Source organism: Sphingopyxis witflariensis (assembly GCF_002205635.1).
Classification (GTDB): Bacteria; Pseudomonadota; Alphaproteobacteria; order Sphingomonadales; family Sphingomonadaceae; genus Sphingopyxis; species Sphingopyxis witflariensis.
The window spans coordinates 317,904-331,923 of the sequence record NZ_NISJ01000004.1 but is presented as its reverse complement, the minus strand read 5'-3'; the positions used below and the strand labels follow the sequence as shown (position 1 = coordinate 331,923).

The window sequence follows — 14,020 nt, the reverse complement described above, 5'->3', positions numbered from 1 at the left end:
ATCTGCCGGATCGATTGCCCGTCTTCATAAAGACGGGCAATCGAACAGCGCTCCTCAATCGATAACTGACGGTATCTCGACATGGCAACACCTGTGTGAGGTGTTGCACTTCGTTTGTGAACTCAGGCCCCGGTTGCTACTAGCCGATCTCAGGGGTTTGGGAAACTCCCGAAATCGCTCGCTTTTTAAGCATTATCACCCGGAATTGATCCTGAACCGCGGTGGGACTAGCGCAAGTCTCCGACGTCCGACTTGCCAGCCGGTCCAAGCTGTGGCAGGGGCGCGCTTCCCGAATGGGGCGCTTAGCTCAGTTGGTAGAGCATCTCGTTTACACCGAGAGACAGGCCCGATTTTCGACCGAATTGCGTTCCCTCCGTATCGAACGGAGGACGAACAAGTGTCGAACGAAACGAAACTCTCTGACCACGGTCTGACCAGTTATTCAGACCGGCGACGCGTCCGGCTCTCAACGCTTCAATCATTCAGCCCTGTGAAGCTATCGGTTCTCGCGAGCGGGTGGGGGACATTGAAGGATGAGCGCATCCTGCATGACCGCTTTGCAGCGCACCGCCTCCACGGCGAATGGTTCGAGCGTCACCCTGACATTCTCGCCGAGGTCGAGCGGCTCTCCCCCCACACTCCCCGGGGAGTATCGGCATGATCGCCCGCATCCTTGTGTGCGGCGGTCGTGACTTCGACGATCAGGATACCGCGTTCGCAGCGCTTGATGGCCACGTCCGGCACGGCGACACGATAATTCAGGGCGGCGCTCCCGGCGCTGACAGGCTCGCGCGCGAGTGGTGCCAACAGCGGCGCTGTCGATACGAGAACTATCCTGCCGATTGGGCCGCCCATGGCCGCGCCGCTGGCCCGATCCGCAACCAGCAGATGATCGACGAGGGGCGGCCGACCAAGGTCATCGCCTTTCCGGGAGGGCGCGGGACAGCCGACATGGTTCGCCGCGCTCGCGCTGCTGGCCTCCCGGTGTTTGAAATCGCCTCCCCCTCGGTGTCCGCATGAACGCCGCCAGCATCGAGGGTGGGGTCGGTCCAGAGCGAGAGGCAGAGCGGAGGGCGGTTGTGGCGCGAGTCGTTGAGGCCATGCGCGACGATCCTTTTATCGACGACGCGCGCCTGCTCGGCACGACGCAACAGGACCAGCGCATGGATCACTACGCGAGCGTTGCCGTTACCACCCTCCGCGCCCAAGTGTCGCAGCTAACGGCTGACCTTGAGGTGGCGGTGGAAGGGCTGTCAGCGATCGAGCAGCGCAGCCATGATGACCCAATGGGCTCGTCCAAGGTGATCGACATGCGGAACATTGCCCGCGCCACCCTCAACACAATAAGGAAGGACGGGTAATGTGGAAGCTGGGTCAAATTCTCCACGCTGCCAGCTATCTGCTCTGGATGCTGATCGGGATCGCCGTCGCTATGTTCGCGCTCGACGGTTGCGCCACGTTCGTTGCCGGTGGGATTGACGCACTGTGAACCGCTATCTCACCAGAGGCCGTCTGTTCGCCGTGGGGATCGCTATCGTGTTGGTGGTGGCTTTGGTGAAGGGTTTGGCAGGGTGAGGCGGCGAGCCGACCGGGAACTCCCGGTCCAAACTCGCCGCCGACGCGACCCCCGTATCTATCTGACCCGAAAGCCACAGAGACGCCGAAGCGGTTAATCCGATGGCCGCGCACTTTCTTGTCGCACAAAACGCGCGGAAACACTAGCTTTTTCTCTCAAATTTGATAGGATGCTCTCATGTGGAAATGGCTCAACCCGTGGCGCGAACTGCGCCAAGCCCGCGAGACAATCGGCGACCTTGAAGCTGAATGCGACGCACTTGATCGCGAAGCGCGAGACGCTCGCCGCAAGGAAGAGATGAAGGACTGGACTAGCCCCGCCGCATATCGACAAGAAGCAGAGTGGCGACCGCTGCTGGTCCTCTCCTCGTATGGGTACGGTTACCCATCTGGCTTCGACCGAAACCGCGTTTATGAGTTTCGCCGGGACGGAAGCGAAGAGGTGCAAACCTATAGGCTCGCGGACCTGAGCCCGTACGCCAATGTCGCTGGCCTTCACTGGCGCGAGGTCGCCTAGCCGAAGCCACCCAGCGCCATCGCCCCAGCGATATAGACTAATCCGACAGCGCATCAGTCCTCGCGTGGGCCCTCCCCGCACATTTCCCGTAAAGCGTGACCACCGCCTCCTCCCAAGCGATCCGCGCTGGATCAATCAACGGGATCGGGGGCAGGGGCAACTCAGGGCAGGGCTGGCGCAGATTTGCCGGTAGCGACGGCGTTGGCCGCGTCAACCGAGGACCGCAAGCTGTCAGCAGCAGGCTCAAGCACAGCGCACTCAGCAGGGACTTGGACATTCCGGTATACCTCGCGGATAGTGGTTTGCGTGCGGTAGGACTGGGTATCGAGAGCGCTACGCGCTTCCTCGTACTTCGCGGCGGCTGTATCGGCTCTGGCTCGCTGCGCAGCGGCTTCCTCCTCAAGCTTCTGCTCGATCTTGGCGATATCGCTGTCAGCCTTCCATGCGCGCACCGTGTAGCCGGAACCGAAGGACACGGCAGCGATCGCAACACCCCCGACACCGTAGAGCCAGAGCGGGATCACAGACCCGTCCTGCAAAGCGCCATTTCCTGACGACGCCGATTGGCAAGGCCCCTGATCTCTTTCCCGCCTGCAAAGCGCCATGCGTAGAAAGCATTGCAGCCACCCTTCCAATCGCCAGCACGGAAGCGTTTCGCTGCGGTCGATTTGCAGAAGCCACCGGTGCCGATATTGTAGGCCAGCGACACCGAGGCTGCGAGCTGCGCGTCTTTGCCCTTCAATTGCGGGACACAGGCAACCACGGGCTTGGCGTGATCCGCTATCTGGGCATAGAGGCGATCCTGGCACTGGGCATCGGTCTGACGCTGGCCGGGCTTTACGTCGCGCGTGTCGCCATAGCAGACGGTCCAGACGCCTACGATATCCCGGTAAGGATCGTTGCGCTTTCCTTCCCACTGCGCGACGAACGGCGCGGTGAGGGCGAGTGCGCCAGCCCCGATCACAGCGATAGCCTTCATCTTTGCCGACGATTCAGGCTTCTTCGCGTCCATGTGCAGGATTGGGTTAGGACGTTTCGCCATTACGCTTCTCCTGCAATTTCGGCTGGTGAACGAGCCGGGCGATCATCGCGAGGCCGAAGATGATGGCTCCAAGGCCAGACACCGCCTGTTCGGGGATCAGGTCATGCACAGCCGACGGCATGGCGTTCCAGACGCTCAGGACGGCGATAGGATCGAAGGTGAACCATGCGAGGATAGCGAGGCCAAGCGCATTGATCTGGACGCTCCAGCTTCGCCACATGGCTTTCCAGTGGGGGATGAGTTTCATGGTCGTCTCCTATTCCGGCATCATCGTGCAAATCCCTCGCCCCCCGGCGAGCGTCTGGCACAGGAAATTTATGCGGTTCGTGGACCCGTTCATGAAACGGATTTGACTCTGGTGAAGGGTATCGGAAGCGCCGCTATCCTTCTCAAGCGCGCTGATCTGGCTCTCAATCTGCTGCCGCCATTTGGCGTCGTCGCTCGTCTTGTCGGCCAGCGTCATGTAGAGGGTAAAGACGCTAATCAGGATGCTCGCCGGAGCGACCGCATCCCTCATCATCTCGCCCCAGCCGTTCCGCCTTTCCGTCATCGACGATGACCGGAATGATATGGATCGCGAGCATGATCGCGAAACCGATGAGCAAGAGCTTTTCCAACCAGCCCACCACAATATCCCCCCAGCGTCAGAATCATCACCATGTCGATCGCCGCCGATCCGAACCACCTCATGGCGGTGAGGTATGGGGTTGGGTCGAAGATGGCGAAAACCGAGTTGAGGAGAGCCGACGCCAGAAACAGGCTCGATGCGAGGCGCTGGAGACGGTAGGGCGGCGTTGGCGGCGTCAGAAGCAGGACGGCAGCAGACAAGCCATTGCACACCACCATGCCGATCTCTGGTGACTGGGGCCGCACGCCAATAGCCCACAGCCCCAGCAATGCGATCTGACAGCCGATCATCACGGCGCCCACCCGCCGCGATCCGCCACGGTTCACGGCTATCCCGATGCCGCCCACCACCAGCGTGGAGATGAGCAGCATCGGGTATATCGCAACCGCTATGGCGTAGGCTTCCGAGAACATGGGGTCACTTTGACGGCGGCGGGGGAGGCGGCGGATCGGTGCCGAAGCCCTGAACCTGCGGGTTCATTGCATCCGCGATGCTCTCCAATGCGACCGCAATACGCTCAAGCAGTTCGTCTTCTTTCTTCATGGCTTTTCTCCTTTTCGATTGCTTCACCCCGATGTCCGAAGGATCGCCCATCATTCCACGACCTCGATGGAGAACCACGACAGGCCCGCCGCGACGGTAATCGAGGTGTCGGCCTGCATCTGGAAATTCGCTTCGAAGTAATCGCCAGCGGTAACGGTCAAAACGCCCGTCCCGACACTGACACTTCCCGCGCCCGTGGGGCTGGCGACAACCTGATAGGCTTGGCCGTCGTAGCCCGCGCCGTTCTTGTTGATCGCAAGCGCCGCGAATTCATTGTTCGTGCCGTTGGAATAGCGAACCTGCGCGCTCAGGCGGACTTTGGTCACACCAGAAGGAACGGTCAGGCGGGTGTTGTTCGTGACATTATCGTGGAATGCATCGGTGTCGTAGACCTCTGCATCCCAAGCGACATTAGCGCCCCCTGCATAGTTTGCCGTCGTTTGGTCCGCGTTTTTCTTCACCAACGCGCCACGGAACGGAGGGAGCGTCGGGGCGGCGACTGGATCTTCCGCAGTGATCGGGTCGATGGGGTCCAGCCCGAGCGATAGCGAAGCACGATCGATGTCAACCACACTCGCCGGGGAGAATGCTGCCTCCGCCGAGTAAACGTTGACGACAAGAGATGTCGCCGCAGCATCAACAAGGTGCGTCACCGTGAACACAGCGAAGCCATCGCCCCTTACCGGCCCTTGGCTGACCGTCGTGCTGCCGCTGTCTACAATCTCGATACGGCCCGCGTTTGTCTCGGAAGCCACCGGAATGTGCATCCACACCGCAAAAGTGACGTAGCGCCCGCGCAGGGCTGGCATATCGGCAGCAGAAGCTGCGGTGATATAGATATACCCCAGCCCTGCGGTGCTCGTGATCGTGGCTGTAGCTGCGTCGGGGCGCGTCTCGAAACGCCCCGCCGTAGTCTGCTGGGTCAGGGTGATGTTGCCCTTGGACCATGTGTTGAAATCGGCGTAGCTGCGCCAAGCCTTCATCAACCGACCGGGAACAACCCCGCCAGCGTCCTGTGCGCCCCGGCTTGCCCGCATCACGCCCCACACGACATCGGCCCACAACTGCGATCCAGCCGCGTTCGGGTGCGTGCTATCGACGAGCAAGTTAGCCAGAGGCGTGGAGGATTGCAGAAAAGCATCGTGGACGTTGATGACGCCCCATCCGCGACGAGCCGCCAGCGGGAACAGCAGTTCAAGACGGCGGCGCATGAAGCCGTCATCGGTCCCGGCTGGGTTGGAGCCGTTGTTGTTGATCGTTGGGTTCTGCCCGATCATTACGACCGGCACGTTGGGAAGCCCCTTGTCGAGACGGTCAGCAATGGCGTTGAACCACGACAACTGGCGGATAGTGGCAGAGGTGTACGGCCCTACCCCCTGAATGTCCGCATTGTGGCCGTAGGACAGCATAACAGCATCAGGCGTCGGAGTGACCACCGCAGCCGTGAAGTCAGTACCGGCAAAGCGGTTGGCGATCGATCCCGCGACAGCCGCAGCCCAAACCGTCAGCGTGCGTGTGCCAGTGCCCGTTTGAATCGTCGTTGCAGCGGCATAGCTCGACTCCGACCAATAAAGAATCTTGATCGTCCATTCCGGGTACGCCGCAGCCACACTCCCGCTGAACAGCAGGTAAATCCATTCGCTGGTTTCGTCCCCGGTGCTGTCGGTGAGGATAACAAGGTTCGCGTCTGCGCTTTGGCTGTCGAGCTTGGAAAGGATGCGATTGAACTGCCCAAGGGCAATTGCGCTGCCAACGCTGCCCTGTAGTGCGTCAATCGCGTCCTGAATGGGGCCAAGTTCGCTGCCGGTGACAAAATCGTCATACGGGTCATCATCGGAGATGACTTCGCCGCGGTCTGACACGACCCGAACGCGGATATCCTCCGGATCCTGCGCGAAGTAGATCGGGATCACCTCTGCGCCAGCCGGGACGATATGGGGGTTAGCAATCGGCGTCGAAAGATCGTCGGTGCTGTAGATCGAAATCTTGGTGGTGGTGCCCGACAGGTAAAAGAAGATCGACGCGCCATCGGAGATGCCGTTGGTGTCGATGACCCGGTTGGGGATGTAGTTATATCGTGCCATGATTGCCCCATAAAAAAAGGCCCCCGAAGGAGCCTTGAGTGTGGTAAGTGGTGGGAATGCGTTACGCCGTCTCGCGCGCCGCCATGCTGGCGCTCATCTGGTACAAGTTTGAATCAGTTATCTTTATTCTGACCTTGGGGCACAGCCACGGCTACGTTGGGTGAGACGTCGTTTGCTGCGTTCAGGAATTGCGCAAAGCGACTTATCTCGCCCGACAATGCGGGTTCCGCCGCCGCAACCGTGCGGAGCCGATCGACATAGGCCTTCGTTTGTTGTGGTGACGCCTGCTTCGGCGCGCGAGCCAACCACGCCGCGAAGCGCGGTGAGGCAAGCAACTTGCCGGTCAAGTACGTTGCGCCGGTCGTCAAGATGAGGCCGGGAAGATTGCCAACCCCATATCCACCCGCCCCGATCAGACCTTGTGCAGCGATGGCGCCGCCCGTGTTAGACGTATTGGCAAAGCCAGCCGAATCCTTGACGCTCTCGGAAATGCGAGAAAGGCGATCAAGGGACTGCCGAAGCTCGGTGTTGCCGAACATCAGCGCCTTGGCCTTTTTGCTCATCCCGTTCCAATTGGTCAGGAACACGTTTGGCGAAAAAACGTCTCCCTCTGCGTTCTGGGCGCCTTTGCGCGCGTGCCCCATGCGATCGATGAGGGTCGCAACCATATCGCCACGTTCGCTTGGAGAAGCCCCAGACAGGACGGTTTTTAGCCGCGCAAAGCCGCCCTTTCCGCCAGCTGCCATCGTCTCAATGGATTTAACAATGTCCTCGCCTGATTTCCCGGAACCGATGATTGGCTCCCACGCGCCGTCGATATCATCGATACGGGCTTTCCACAGGCCATCAGCGCGCTTGAATAGCGTTGCTGCCTTGCCCTTACCGGCTGCGCGCAATCCTCCTTCGAAGTCTGTAGCAAGAGCGTCGAACACGCGCGTCATGGTCGCCTTTGCCGGGGTAGCGCGCAACTCAACATTGCTTGCAGCCTTGCCCGCAAAGGACCGAGCCGTTTTGAGGCCATCGATCGACATGGCTGTGTTCTGTTGAAGGCTGGCTTTCAGCTTGGTCAATTCGTTGATAAGCGGCTGATTGATCTCCGCTGTCTCCGAGAGCTTCGCAATCTCCTCGTCGATCTGTCGAATGCCCTGGTTAGGCTTGATCTTGACGCCTGACGCCTCTTTTTTTGCGGCGTCATAAATTCGACCAATGCGCTGGCCATCGCGCTCGATACCCGCCCGCGCGGACTGCCGGAACGCTTCCCCGGCTTCGTCGGCTGGCATTGCGCGGCCAGAGCGCGCGGCTACACCCTCTACAGCCGATCCGAATGTCGCCCCTTGCTCTTTCGCAGCGGCGCGGATCGGGGCGCTCCCAATGGGAGATTGTGCCATGCCGCTCGTCATGCGATTGGTCACGGTACCCCCGACGTTCGCGGGGAGGGCGCGCACTTGCTCCTGCTGGAAGTCTTGCAGCAGGGCATTGCGCTCTGCCTGCCTTGCCGATGGCGCACCGCGAGCGGGAATGGCCCCCACAATCTTGCCAGTCCCAGCTCCAGCCAGTGCGCCAACACCCGAGCTAAGGAGCGCGTTCGTTGCAGAATCGCGTAGCCCTCGCCCTTCACCCGCGCCAGCTACACCGCCGATAACGGCGCCCTGCTGCGCGAATTGACGCACATTCTTTGCCTGCCCCAAAACACCGGCAGGGGCGAGAATACCACCCGCCAACTCGGGCAACACGCCAGCTTGCTCGCGGCTGATCTTTTGAGCGGCGCGCTCGATATCACGTTCTTTTTTGTAGCCCTCCGAAAAGTCTCCGCCGGTCAGAAGGCTGTGAACGCCAGCGCCAAGCCCTGCGATTTCATCCGACAGCCCGAGCGATATACCGCGGTACAAGCCCGCTTCCCCGCCGGTAGCGTAATCCATGCCGCCTTGGTCTTTGAGAGCCTGTTCCGCTTCCCGCTCGCTGACGTTATCGACGATCTCTGAATAGCCGCTGTTCCAGCTTCCATCAGCGTTCAGGATGCCAATGCGCTGGCCTTGCTCATCATAGGCCCATTTCTGGCCATCTGGCAGGGGGCGAATTGGCCGACCATTGCCGTCAGCGGCAGGATTTAGGACACTGGCCATAGCGCCGCCCTGCTGATCTTCCGTATCTGAAAGACCCGCCTCAGCGAGTGCCGTGTCGATCATTGGGGCGGCGGAACCCGCTTTTAGACGGGCCGCCTGTAAAAGCACCTTCAATTTGCGCGACTTTTCCGCAACCACAGCGTCACTATCGCCAAGGACCGGAAAGTAGCTTTTGCGATACCCCTCAAGCTGCTCCTTGGTATAGGCAGCGCCAGTGCCAAGGGTCAGCGCTGAATCCAGCACATCGAGCTGGTTCGCTTCCACAATCTGCCGGTCGTCGCCTGTCAGGTAATTTGCGGCCGTATCGCCAGCGATCGTGCGCACCGCTTCAACCCCAAATGTGGGACGCGAGCCTTTATGCTGCCCGAGAGCGCGGACGCCATCGGCAAGCCGGGTGGTGAGGAACGCCGCTGTTTTTTCATCGCCGCTCGCATCAACGCCACCGGTTGCTGCAAGCTTGGCTTGCTCAAGGTCAAATTTTGCCTGATCTCGCGCTGCAGCGGCGTCTGCCCTTGCATCATCCCGAGCCGCGTTGGCGTCAGCGACAGCATCACGCTCCAAAGTTCGGGCGTCAGGCACCTTCGGGCGCCCCACGATGATACCCGGCGTGGTCGGCTGCATCGGACGCGGAGCGGCTACCTGCCCGCCGCCGTTAAGCTGCGCCAGCAATGCCGGGTCGGTGACTTTCTGCATTATTGATTGCCCCCAGCTTCATACCATTCGCCATTGCGCTGCACGTAGGTCTTGCCGCCGATTTGCTTGCCGACCTGAATACCCTGTTGCCGCATCCACTGTTGCGCCGCCTGCTGCCCGTTCGGGCCGAGTGACGATTGAATGCGCGCCAAATCCTCAGGGGCGATCACCTTGCTTGTCATCGCCTGTTGGATGATCGGGGCGGCCTGCTCTTCGGAAACGCCGCCCTGTGCGGGCTGCTGGAGAGGTGCCGGCCCACCAGCACCGACCTGTGCCAAAGCTTGGGGGTCGCGCGTGTTGACGAGCATCCCACCTTCGGGAATCACCTGGTACTTCGGCTGGTTTATGTCGATGAATTCCTTCGCCAGCTTCGCCTTGGACACCACGCCCTCGCGAAGGTCGAAGCGTCCCATATATTGCGCGAACTCAGGGCCAAGCTGCTGAACAGTCGCGTCCCACTTTTCCGGCGTGTCAGCCATCAAAGCGGCCTGCCCGATAACCTCGATGCCCTTTTCAACGCCCTTGCGGGTCTGTTCATCAAACCTGAAATATTCATCCGGGGCGACGCCAGCCAAGTCCATCAGGGCTTGCGCGTCACCGCCCGCCGCTGCTCGACGGGTCTGCACAAGCTGTTGCTGTTGCGCCTGCTGTGACTGCTGCTGCTGGACCTGCATCGCCATGCGCGGGTCATACTGCGCGAGGTTCTGAACGACGTTCGGGTCATTGGGATTGGCAACCAATGCCCGCAAGGCGTTGTCGGTTTCCTGCTCACGACGGCGCTGTTGCCCCGCCTGCATACCCTGATTGAACGCCCCGCCGATGTCGAAGCTTTGCAGCGCGTTCCAGTTAATCTGCGTCATTTTCAAGCTCCGCGATGCGATCTTCGATTGCCTTGGCGCTCTTGGCCCAGCCGGGATTATCTTTGCGGGCGGCCAACTTCCGTTTCAGGATAGCCAGCTCCTCTTTCTGGTCGTCGGTCATCAGTAGATCTGCCCTGCTCTGAGGCCGTAAGCGTTGGTCCCGCCACCGCCGAAGCTGCTCCCAAAGATATTGCCGACCGCCCCGCCGATGCTGTTCCCGATGCCCGACCACATATTGCCCGTGGCATTGCCCTGCGCGATCGCCGCGTTTGCGGCTGCTGACGACGCGCTGTTGTTGTTGGCGGTGGTCTGATTGACAAAGTTTGTGGAAACGCCCGCCTGAGCGCTTGCAGCGCCAACGCCGACGCCCTGCTGTGCCATAAGTGCGTTCAGGTAATTGCCGAACTCACCGCTGGCGATGTTCTGGCCGTAATTGAGAGCGGCCTTCGCGGCAGCCCCCGACTGTCCGACGCCCCGGCTGGCATAGCTGTTATCTAGCGCCCGTGTGCCTTCACCAAGGCGGAACTGGTAGCCAGTCGAATTGCGGTAATTGTCGAAAGCGTTCTGATATTGCTGCTGCTGGTTCTGCGGTGCCGCCTGCGTCGTGACGTTTGCCGCCGCGTATTGGGGTTGCGGCGCGTATTGCTGACCATCGCTCCACGAGAGATCGCTGATAGGCTCGCCGTTCCACATCCCGTTCTGACCACGGAAAAGAGCATTTTGGACAGGCTGGCCAGCGCCATTAACAGGGCCGCCATAAGTTGGAGCGGGGGACTGGCCGACGACGGGAGCCGGACCACCAAGGCCAAGCAATGCGTTGATCGCTCCGCTCGCCTGCGTCCCCGTGTTGACGAAGGGAGCAAGCGTCGCCTTGTTCTGTCCGTAGATATCCGCAGCGAGCGCATTGTTCGCCGCGGTTGTGTCGGCTGCTGTCTGTGCCGCTTTATTCGCCGCCTTCTTCTGAGCCTTGGCTCCGATAGCAGCTCCGCCGATCCCGGCAGCCGCAGAGACGCCCGCCGCAATGGCTAGGCCAGTTGCAATCGCCATATCAAAACACCTTCATGTAACTATGCTCAAGCACTCGGAAGCCCTTGCGAGCGTAAAGCTTGCCCGTCGTTTCGGGATTGACCGCCTCAAGGGTGATCATCGTCAAGGAATGCGCCCCAGCTTCGCGGACAGCCGTTTCCAGCGCATCGAGAAGTCGCAGACCATTCCGTCCCTCACTCCACCAGAAAAGCTCCTGCGCCGCCTTGTGAGAGCGATTGAAAGGGTGATCGAACAACACCGCCCCCGCCATGCAGTTCTCACCGACCAGACAGATTCCATTCTCGATCAACCCCGCAAGCAGCGAGGCAACGCTGTCGGGGCAGAAACCAACTTCGACCCCGGACCTGTCAGCAAACTTCCGCCCCATCTCGACCATCACCGGAATGTCGTCGAGCGTGGCGGGGCGGATCACGGTATCGGGTTCGCGTAGCCGGGAGGACGGACAGGCCCACCGTTGTTTGACCCTGCTGCGGGAATCGTGACGGCACCCACAGAATGAATGTCACCGCCCTGAACCGGAGGCGCAGCCGGATCGATGGTGAACGCATATGTCACCGCGCCGCCCGCCCTTGAGGGATCGCTGTAATACACCCGGATAATGTCACCGGAGACGCCGCCGCTGACGTTAGTGTCGCCAACCACGGGAACAGTCGGGTTCAGCGTCGGATCGCCATAAATACGGTCGTGATCTGCGATCGTCACCAAGCCCGTATTGTCCGCCGTGATAAGCGTGCCGACCGGATTGGCCGGATAGCTATTCACCAGCGACGTTTCCGCGCGGGTTTCATCGGTTGCCGCTTGCGCATCGCTCGCCGCCGCATCTGCTGCATCTGCTGCCGTCTGAGCATTATCAGCAGCGGTTTGCGCTGCCGTGGCTGCTGTCTGTGCCGCCCCTACAGTATCGATCGAGGCGAACAGCTCCTTGACCGTCTGCTGCCAGTCGGTTTGAAACTGGATCGTGGGGACGCCCCTTTCGTCCACAATAGGAACCCCGCGCTGGAATAGGTTGATCCGCCTCATCGCGAACGCCCTCCCCCTGCTGCGTTCGCCTCAACTGCCGACAGACGGAAGCCCACCGGATCGGTAACCCGAAACTCGAACAGCATCCCCGGATCGTCGAACATGCCCAAAGCGCGCCATTCTACACGCTCGCGATATCCGCCCTGTTCACCAAGGCTGGTTTCCTCCCAATCCCCCCAGGTGTTGCCAGCATCCCGGCTGTCTCGCATTTCAATCAGCGGATCCGCGTAATCGCCCGACAGATATTCGGTGGTCCCAACCTCCGCAGAAAGCCGCAGGTTGTTGATAATGGCAGTGGCAGCGAGGCGCGAACCGGCACGGAAACGGCGTTCGAACACGCCCCCCGCATCGATATAGCCTTCCAGCTTCCATATCTTGCCCGTCTCGTCGTCGCCAAGTCCCGGCCCTGCCCGCCAGTTGGCCCGACCATATGATTGACGTTCGTTCCATTCGTTGGTCGTGACATCGAGCAGCATCGTATTTTCGTCGTGACGCTGGCAAACGAACTTGTGGCGCTCATCTTCGATCAAAAACAGCCGGTGCGTCGTCGAAGCATTCGACCGCTCGACAATGCCGTCATCAGATACCGCCTGCGGCACATCGGCTAGACGGTATGTGATAGCGTCCCTGCCGATCATGAAAATGGTGTTATCGGTGCGAACGACGCAACCTGTGGCAATTACCCCCTGCTCGTAAACGCGCTGCTGAATTGGCGTATAGGGCAAATCGGGATCGTTAGCCGGCGCCCAAGGCTCGATGCTTTCCGACCCGAAGAAATAGATGACACCGTCCATAACGGTCACATCGCGAAGGGAATCCGGTTCACTCTCTGCCGTAGCAAAATCGAGAGGATCGATAGTCCGCGCATCACCGATGGCCGAGAACCACCAACTATCGCTATCAACCCGCAGGAATATCCAATACCCCGCCGTATAAGCCACCGTGACGACGCCAGCGCCATCAGGAAAGGCGATTGGCTGGTAATCGGTCCCGTTGTAGCTGTAGGCCGTCTGTCCGCGCCCACAGACCACTTCCGTGTCGGACGCGACGATGTAGGCAACACCCGAACCGTCAACGATCCCGATCAGCGTCGAATTGCGATAGAAGCCGCTGCCGCTGATGACGAAGCGGTCACCGCTAAAAACGCCGTCTTTCTGGAGGACTGCCCGAACCGGACCCGTCCCCACTTCGGCGACCTCAACCAGCGCCTTGTGCGACTGCATCACAATGCCATCGGGGCCGGATTGCTCGACGAACATATTGATGACGGGAAGCTCAGGCAGATTGCCGCGCTTCCGGCTATAGGCGCCCTTGCCGTAGTCTAGCGCAGGCATCAGTAATAGCTCGGAGCGGTGGCATCCTGTGTGGAGCCAAGTTTCAGGGAGAGGCTGCTTTCGAAGCGAGCAGCACGCTTAGCCGTTTGCGGCCCGATTTCACCACCGAAGCCTTCGGCAAGATATGCGGCAAGGGCAGCGGCTAGGCCCTCGCGGTCACGGCCAGCTAATGGTGCATCGTCGTCAAGGGTCAGCGCCGTGAGATTGACCCATGCGCCATCCCATATCCAGTTGACCCAACCGCCATTGTAAACCGATATCACCGCAAGATCGCGCGGCGTCTCCGTCTCATCCTCAACCGTAAGCGGGAGGGTGACGGTAAATCCATCAGCAAAAACGCGCTCGCCGGGGTTGGCGTCGTAATCGCTGTCCTGATAAACATCCTTGAGGCGGCCGAACATGCTGCCGGAAACCCAGCCCTCATACATGCCCTGCAAGGCGGACAGGCCTGCGTCTGCCTCTTTCGAGGACGGCATACGGCCCAACGGCACAATGCGCGCCTGTTGCAAGGCGCGGGTGATGATATCTCGACAAGTTACCATCACCCGTCCCCT

General features: G+C 60.5%; 21 protein-coding genes. 5 read left to right on the top strand and 16 right to left on the bottom strand.

Annotated elements, in window-relative coordinates; translation table 11 throughout:
• On the bottom strand, positions 1-83 hold an 83-nt coding region (locus tag CDQ91_RS22130; RefSeq protein ID WP_473825417.1), incomplete at its 3' end, for a helix-turn-helix domain-containing protein.
• Positions 84-100: 17 nt separating this feature from the next.
• On the opposite strand from CDQ91_RS22130, the gene CDQ91_RS21945 reads away from it, so the two are divergent.
• From CDQ91_RS21945 to CDQ91_RS10485, 5 genes are all read left to right on the top strand, one after another.
• Positions 101-661 (top strand): GIY-YIG nuclease family protein, encoded by a 561-nt coding sequence (locus CDQ91_RS21945; protein ID WP_336579795.1) that lies wholly within the window; start codon positions 101-103, stop codon positions 659-661.
• The gene (locus CDQ91_RS10495) at positions 658-1,020 is read left to right on the top strand and encodes a DUF2493 domain-containing protein (protein WP_088472646.1); all 363 of its coding nucleotides are present in this window, start codon (positions 658-660) and stop codon (positions 1,018-1,020) included. The genes CDQ91_RS21945 and CDQ91_RS10495 overlap by 4 nt, the downstream gene beginning before the upstream one ends.
• Positions 1,017-1,361, top strand: a complete 345-nt coding sequence (locus tag CDQ91_RS10490; protein ID WP_088472645.1) for a hypothetical protein — start codon at positions 1,017-1,019, stop codon at positions 1,359-1,361. Before CDQ91_RS10495 ends, CDQ91_RS10490 begins: the two co-directional genes overlap by 4 nt.
• Positions 1,361-1,489, top strand: a complete 129-nt coding sequence (locus CDQ91_RS21875; RefSeq protein WP_272897612.1) for a hypothetical protein — start codon at positions 1,361-1,363, stop codon at positions 1,487-1,489. The genes CDQ91_RS10490 and CDQ91_RS21875 overlap by 1 nt, the downstream gene beginning before the upstream one ends.
• Positions 1,490-1,753: 264 nt before the next feature.
• A complete protein-coding gene (locus tag CDQ91_RS10485; protein WP_088472644.1) occupies positions 1,754-2,092 on the top strand; it encodes a hypothetical protein in 339 nt (112 codons plus the stop codon).
• Positions 2,093-2,253: 161 nt separating this feature from the next.
• On the opposite strand, the gene CDQ91_RS10480 is transcribed toward CDQ91_RS10485, so the two are convergent.
• The 15 genes from CDQ91_RS10480 to CDQ91_RS10420 form a co-directional block, all read right to left on the bottom strand.
• A complete protein-coding gene (locus tag CDQ91_RS10480) occupies positions 2,254-2,616 on the bottom strand; it encodes a hypothetical protein (RefSeq protein WP_144036752.1) in 363 nt (120 codons plus the stop codon).
• Positions 2,613-3,134 carry a lysozyme gene (locus tag CDQ91_RS10475; protein WP_201791887.1) on the bottom strand — a complete coding sequence of 174 codons (522 nt, stop codon included), beginning with the start codon at positions 3,132-3,134 and terminating at the stop codon, positions 2,613-2,615. The genes CDQ91_RS10480 and CDQ91_RS10475 overlap by 4 nt, the downstream gene beginning before the upstream one ends.
• On the bottom strand, positions 3,118-3,381 hold the full coding sequence (locus CDQ91_RS10470; protein ID WP_144036751.1) for a DUF7940 domain-containing protein: 264 nt from the start codon (positions 3,379-3,381) through the stop codon (positions 3,118-3,120). The genes CDQ91_RS10475 and CDQ91_RS10470 overlap by 17 nt, the downstream gene beginning before the upstream one ends.
• Before the next feature lie 9 nt (positions 3,382-3,390).
• Positions 3,391-3,654: a hypothetical protein gene (locus tag CDQ91_RS10465; protein WP_144036750.1), complete on the bottom strand. Its 264-nt coding sequence runs from the start codon at positions 3,652-3,654 to the stop codon at positions 3,391-3,393.
• 26 nt (positions 3,655-3,680) lie between these two features.
• Positions 3,681-4,175 carry a hypothetical protein gene (locus CDQ91_RS10460; RefSeq protein WP_088472640.1) on the bottom strand — a complete coding sequence of 165 codons (495 nt, stop codon included), beginning with the start codon at positions 4,173-4,175 and terminating at the stop codon, positions 3,681-3,683.
• 4 nt (positions 4,176-4,179) lie between these two features.
• Positions 4,180-4,305 (bottom strand): hypothetical protein, encoded by a 126-nt coding sequence (locus tag CDQ91_RS21870; protein WP_272897611.1) that lies wholly within the window; start codon positions 4,303-4,305, stop codon positions 4,180-4,182.
• A 50-nt stretch (positions 4,306-4,355) separates the two neighbouring features.
• Positions 4,356-6,389 carry an SGNH/GDSL hydrolase family protein gene (locus tag CDQ91_RS10455; protein WP_088472639.1) on the bottom strand — a complete coding sequence of 678 codons (2,034 nt, stop codon included), beginning with the start codon at positions 6,387-6,389 and terminating at the stop codon, positions 4,356-4,358.
• Positions 6,390-6,502: 113 nt separating this feature from the next.
• Positions 6,503-9,205, bottom strand: coding sequence for a hypothetical protein (locus CDQ91_RS10450; RefSeq protein ID WP_088472638.1), 2,703 nt, complete (start codon positions 9,203-9,205; stop codon positions 6,503-6,505).
• Positions 9,205-10,065, bottom strand: coding sequence for a hypothetical protein (locus CDQ91_RS10445; protein WP_088472637.1), 861 nt, complete (start codon positions 10,063-10,065; stop codon positions 9,205-9,207). Before CDQ91_RS10445 ends, CDQ91_RS10450 begins: the two co-directional genes overlap by 1 nt.
• Positions 10,052-10,186, bottom strand: coding sequence for a hypothetical protein (locus tag CDQ91_RS21865; protein ID WP_272897610.1), 135 nt, complete (start codon positions 10,184-10,186; stop codon positions 10,052-10,054). Before CDQ91_RS21865 ends, CDQ91_RS10445 begins: the two co-directional genes overlap by 14 nt.
• Complete coding sequence (locus tag CDQ91_RS10440) at positions 10,186-11,112, bottom strand: hypothetical protein (RefSeq protein WP_088472636.1); 927 nt, start codon at positions 11,110-11,112, stop codon at positions 10,186-10,188. The genes CDQ91_RS21865 and CDQ91_RS10440 overlap by 1 nt, the downstream gene beginning before the upstream one ends.
• A gap of 1 nt (position 11,113) precedes the next feature.
• Positions 11,114-11,524, bottom strand: a complete 411-nt coding sequence (locus tag CDQ91_RS10435) for a GNAT family N-acetyltransferase (protein WP_088472635.1) — start codon at positions 11,522-11,524, stop codon at positions 11,114-11,116.
• Positions 11,521-12,132 carry a hypothetical protein gene (locus CDQ91_RS10430; protein ID WP_088472634.1) on the bottom strand — a complete coding sequence of 204 codons (612 nt, stop codon included), beginning with the start codon at positions 12,130-12,132 and terminating at the stop codon, positions 11,521-11,523. Before CDQ91_RS10430 ends, CDQ91_RS10435 begins: the two co-directional genes overlap by 4 nt.
• Positions 12,129-13,466, bottom strand: a complete 1,338-nt coding sequence (locus tag CDQ91_RS10425) for a packaged DNA stabilization protein (RefSeq protein ID WP_088472633.1) — start codon at positions 13,464-13,466, stop codon at positions 12,129-12,131. The genes CDQ91_RS10430 and CDQ91_RS10425 overlap by 4 nt, the downstream gene beginning before the upstream one ends.
• The gene (locus CDQ91_RS10420; protein WP_088472632.1) at positions 13,466-14,008 is read right to left on the bottom strand and encodes a hypothetical protein; all 543 of its coding nucleotides are present in this window, start codon (positions 14,006-14,008) and stop codon (positions 13,466-13,468) included. Before CDQ91_RS10420 ends, CDQ91_RS10425 begins: the two co-directional genes overlap by 1 nt.
• Positions 14,009-14,020 lie beyond the last annotated feature (12 nt).

What these genes read in the sequence shown, in the direction of transcription:
- CDQ91_RS10495 (WP_088472646.1), top strand. Translation starts at nt 658, where the DNA reads ATGATCGCCCGCATCCTTGTGTGCGGCGGTCGTGACTTCGACGATCAG.
- CDQ91_RS10490 (WP_088472645.1), top strand. Translation starts at nt 1,017, where the DNA reads ATGAACGCCGCCAGCATCGAGGGTGGGGTCGGTCCAGAGCGAGAGGCA.
- CDQ91_RS21875 (WP_272897612.1), top strand. Translation starts at nt 1,361, where the DNA reads ATGTGGAAGCTGGGTCAAATTCTCCACGCTGCCAGCTATCTGCTCTGG.
- CDQ91_RS10485 (WP_088472644.1), top strand. Translation starts at nt 1,754, where the DNA reads ATGTGGAAATGGCTCAACCCGTGGCGCGAACTGCGCCAAGCCCGCGAG.
- CDQ91_RS10475 (WP_201791887.1), bottom strand. Translation starts at nt 3,134, where the DNA reads ATGGCGAAACGTCCTAACCCAATCCTGCACATGGACGCGAAGAAGCCT.
- CDQ91_RS10470 (WP_144036751.1), bottom strand. Translation starts at nt 3,381, where the DNA reads ATGAAACTCATCCCCCACTGGAAAGCCATGTGGCGAAGCTGGAGCGTC.
- CDQ91_RS10465 (WP_144036750.1), bottom strand. Translation starts at nt 3,654, where the DNA reads ATGATGAGGGATGCGGTCGCTCCGGCGAGCATCCTGATTAGCGTCTTT.
- CDQ91_RS10460 (WP_088472640.1), bottom strand. Translation starts at nt 4,175, where the DNA reads ATGTTCTCGGAAGCCTACGCCATAGCGGTTGCGATATACCCGATGCTG.
- CDQ91_RS21870 (WP_272897611.1), bottom strand. Translation starts at nt 4,305, where the DNA reads ATGAAGAAAGAAGACGAACTGCTTGAGCGTATTGCGGTCGCATTGGAG.
- CDQ91_RS10455 (WP_088472639.1), bottom strand. Translation starts at nt 6,389, where the DNA reads ATGGCACGATATAACTACATCCCCAACCGGGTCATCGACACCAACGGC.
- CDQ91_RS10450 (WP_088472638.1), bottom strand. Translation starts at nt 9,205, where the DNA reads ATGCAGAAAGTCACCGACCCGGCATTGCTGGCGCAGCTTAACGGCGGC.
- CDQ91_RS10445 (WP_088472637.1), bottom strand. Translation starts at nt 10,065, where the DNA reads ATGACGCAGATTAACTGGAACGCGCTGCAAAGCTTCGACATCGGCGGG.
- CDQ91_RS21865 (WP_272897610.1), bottom strand. Translation starts at nt 10,186, where the DNA reads ATGACCGACGACCAGAAAGAGGAGCTGGCTATCCTGAAACGGAAGTTG.
- CDQ91_RS10440 (WP_088472636.1), bottom strand. Translation starts at nt 11,112, where the DNA reads ATGGCGATTGCAACTGGCCTAGCCATTGCGGCGGGCGTCTCTGCGGCT.
- CDQ91_RS10430 (WP_088472634.1), bottom strand. Translation starts at nt 12,132, where the DNA reads ATGAGGCGGATCAACCTATTCCAGCGCGGGGTTCCTATTGTGGACGAA.
- CDQ91_RS10425 (WP_088472633.1), bottom strand. Translation starts at nt 13,466, where the DNA reads ATGCCTGCGCTAGACTACGGCAAGGGCGCCTATAGCCGGAAGCGCGGC.
- CDQ91_RS10420 (WP_088472632.1), bottom strand. Translation starts at nt 14,008, where the DNA reads ATGGTAACTTGTCGAGATATCATCACCCGCGCCTTGCAACAGGCGCGC.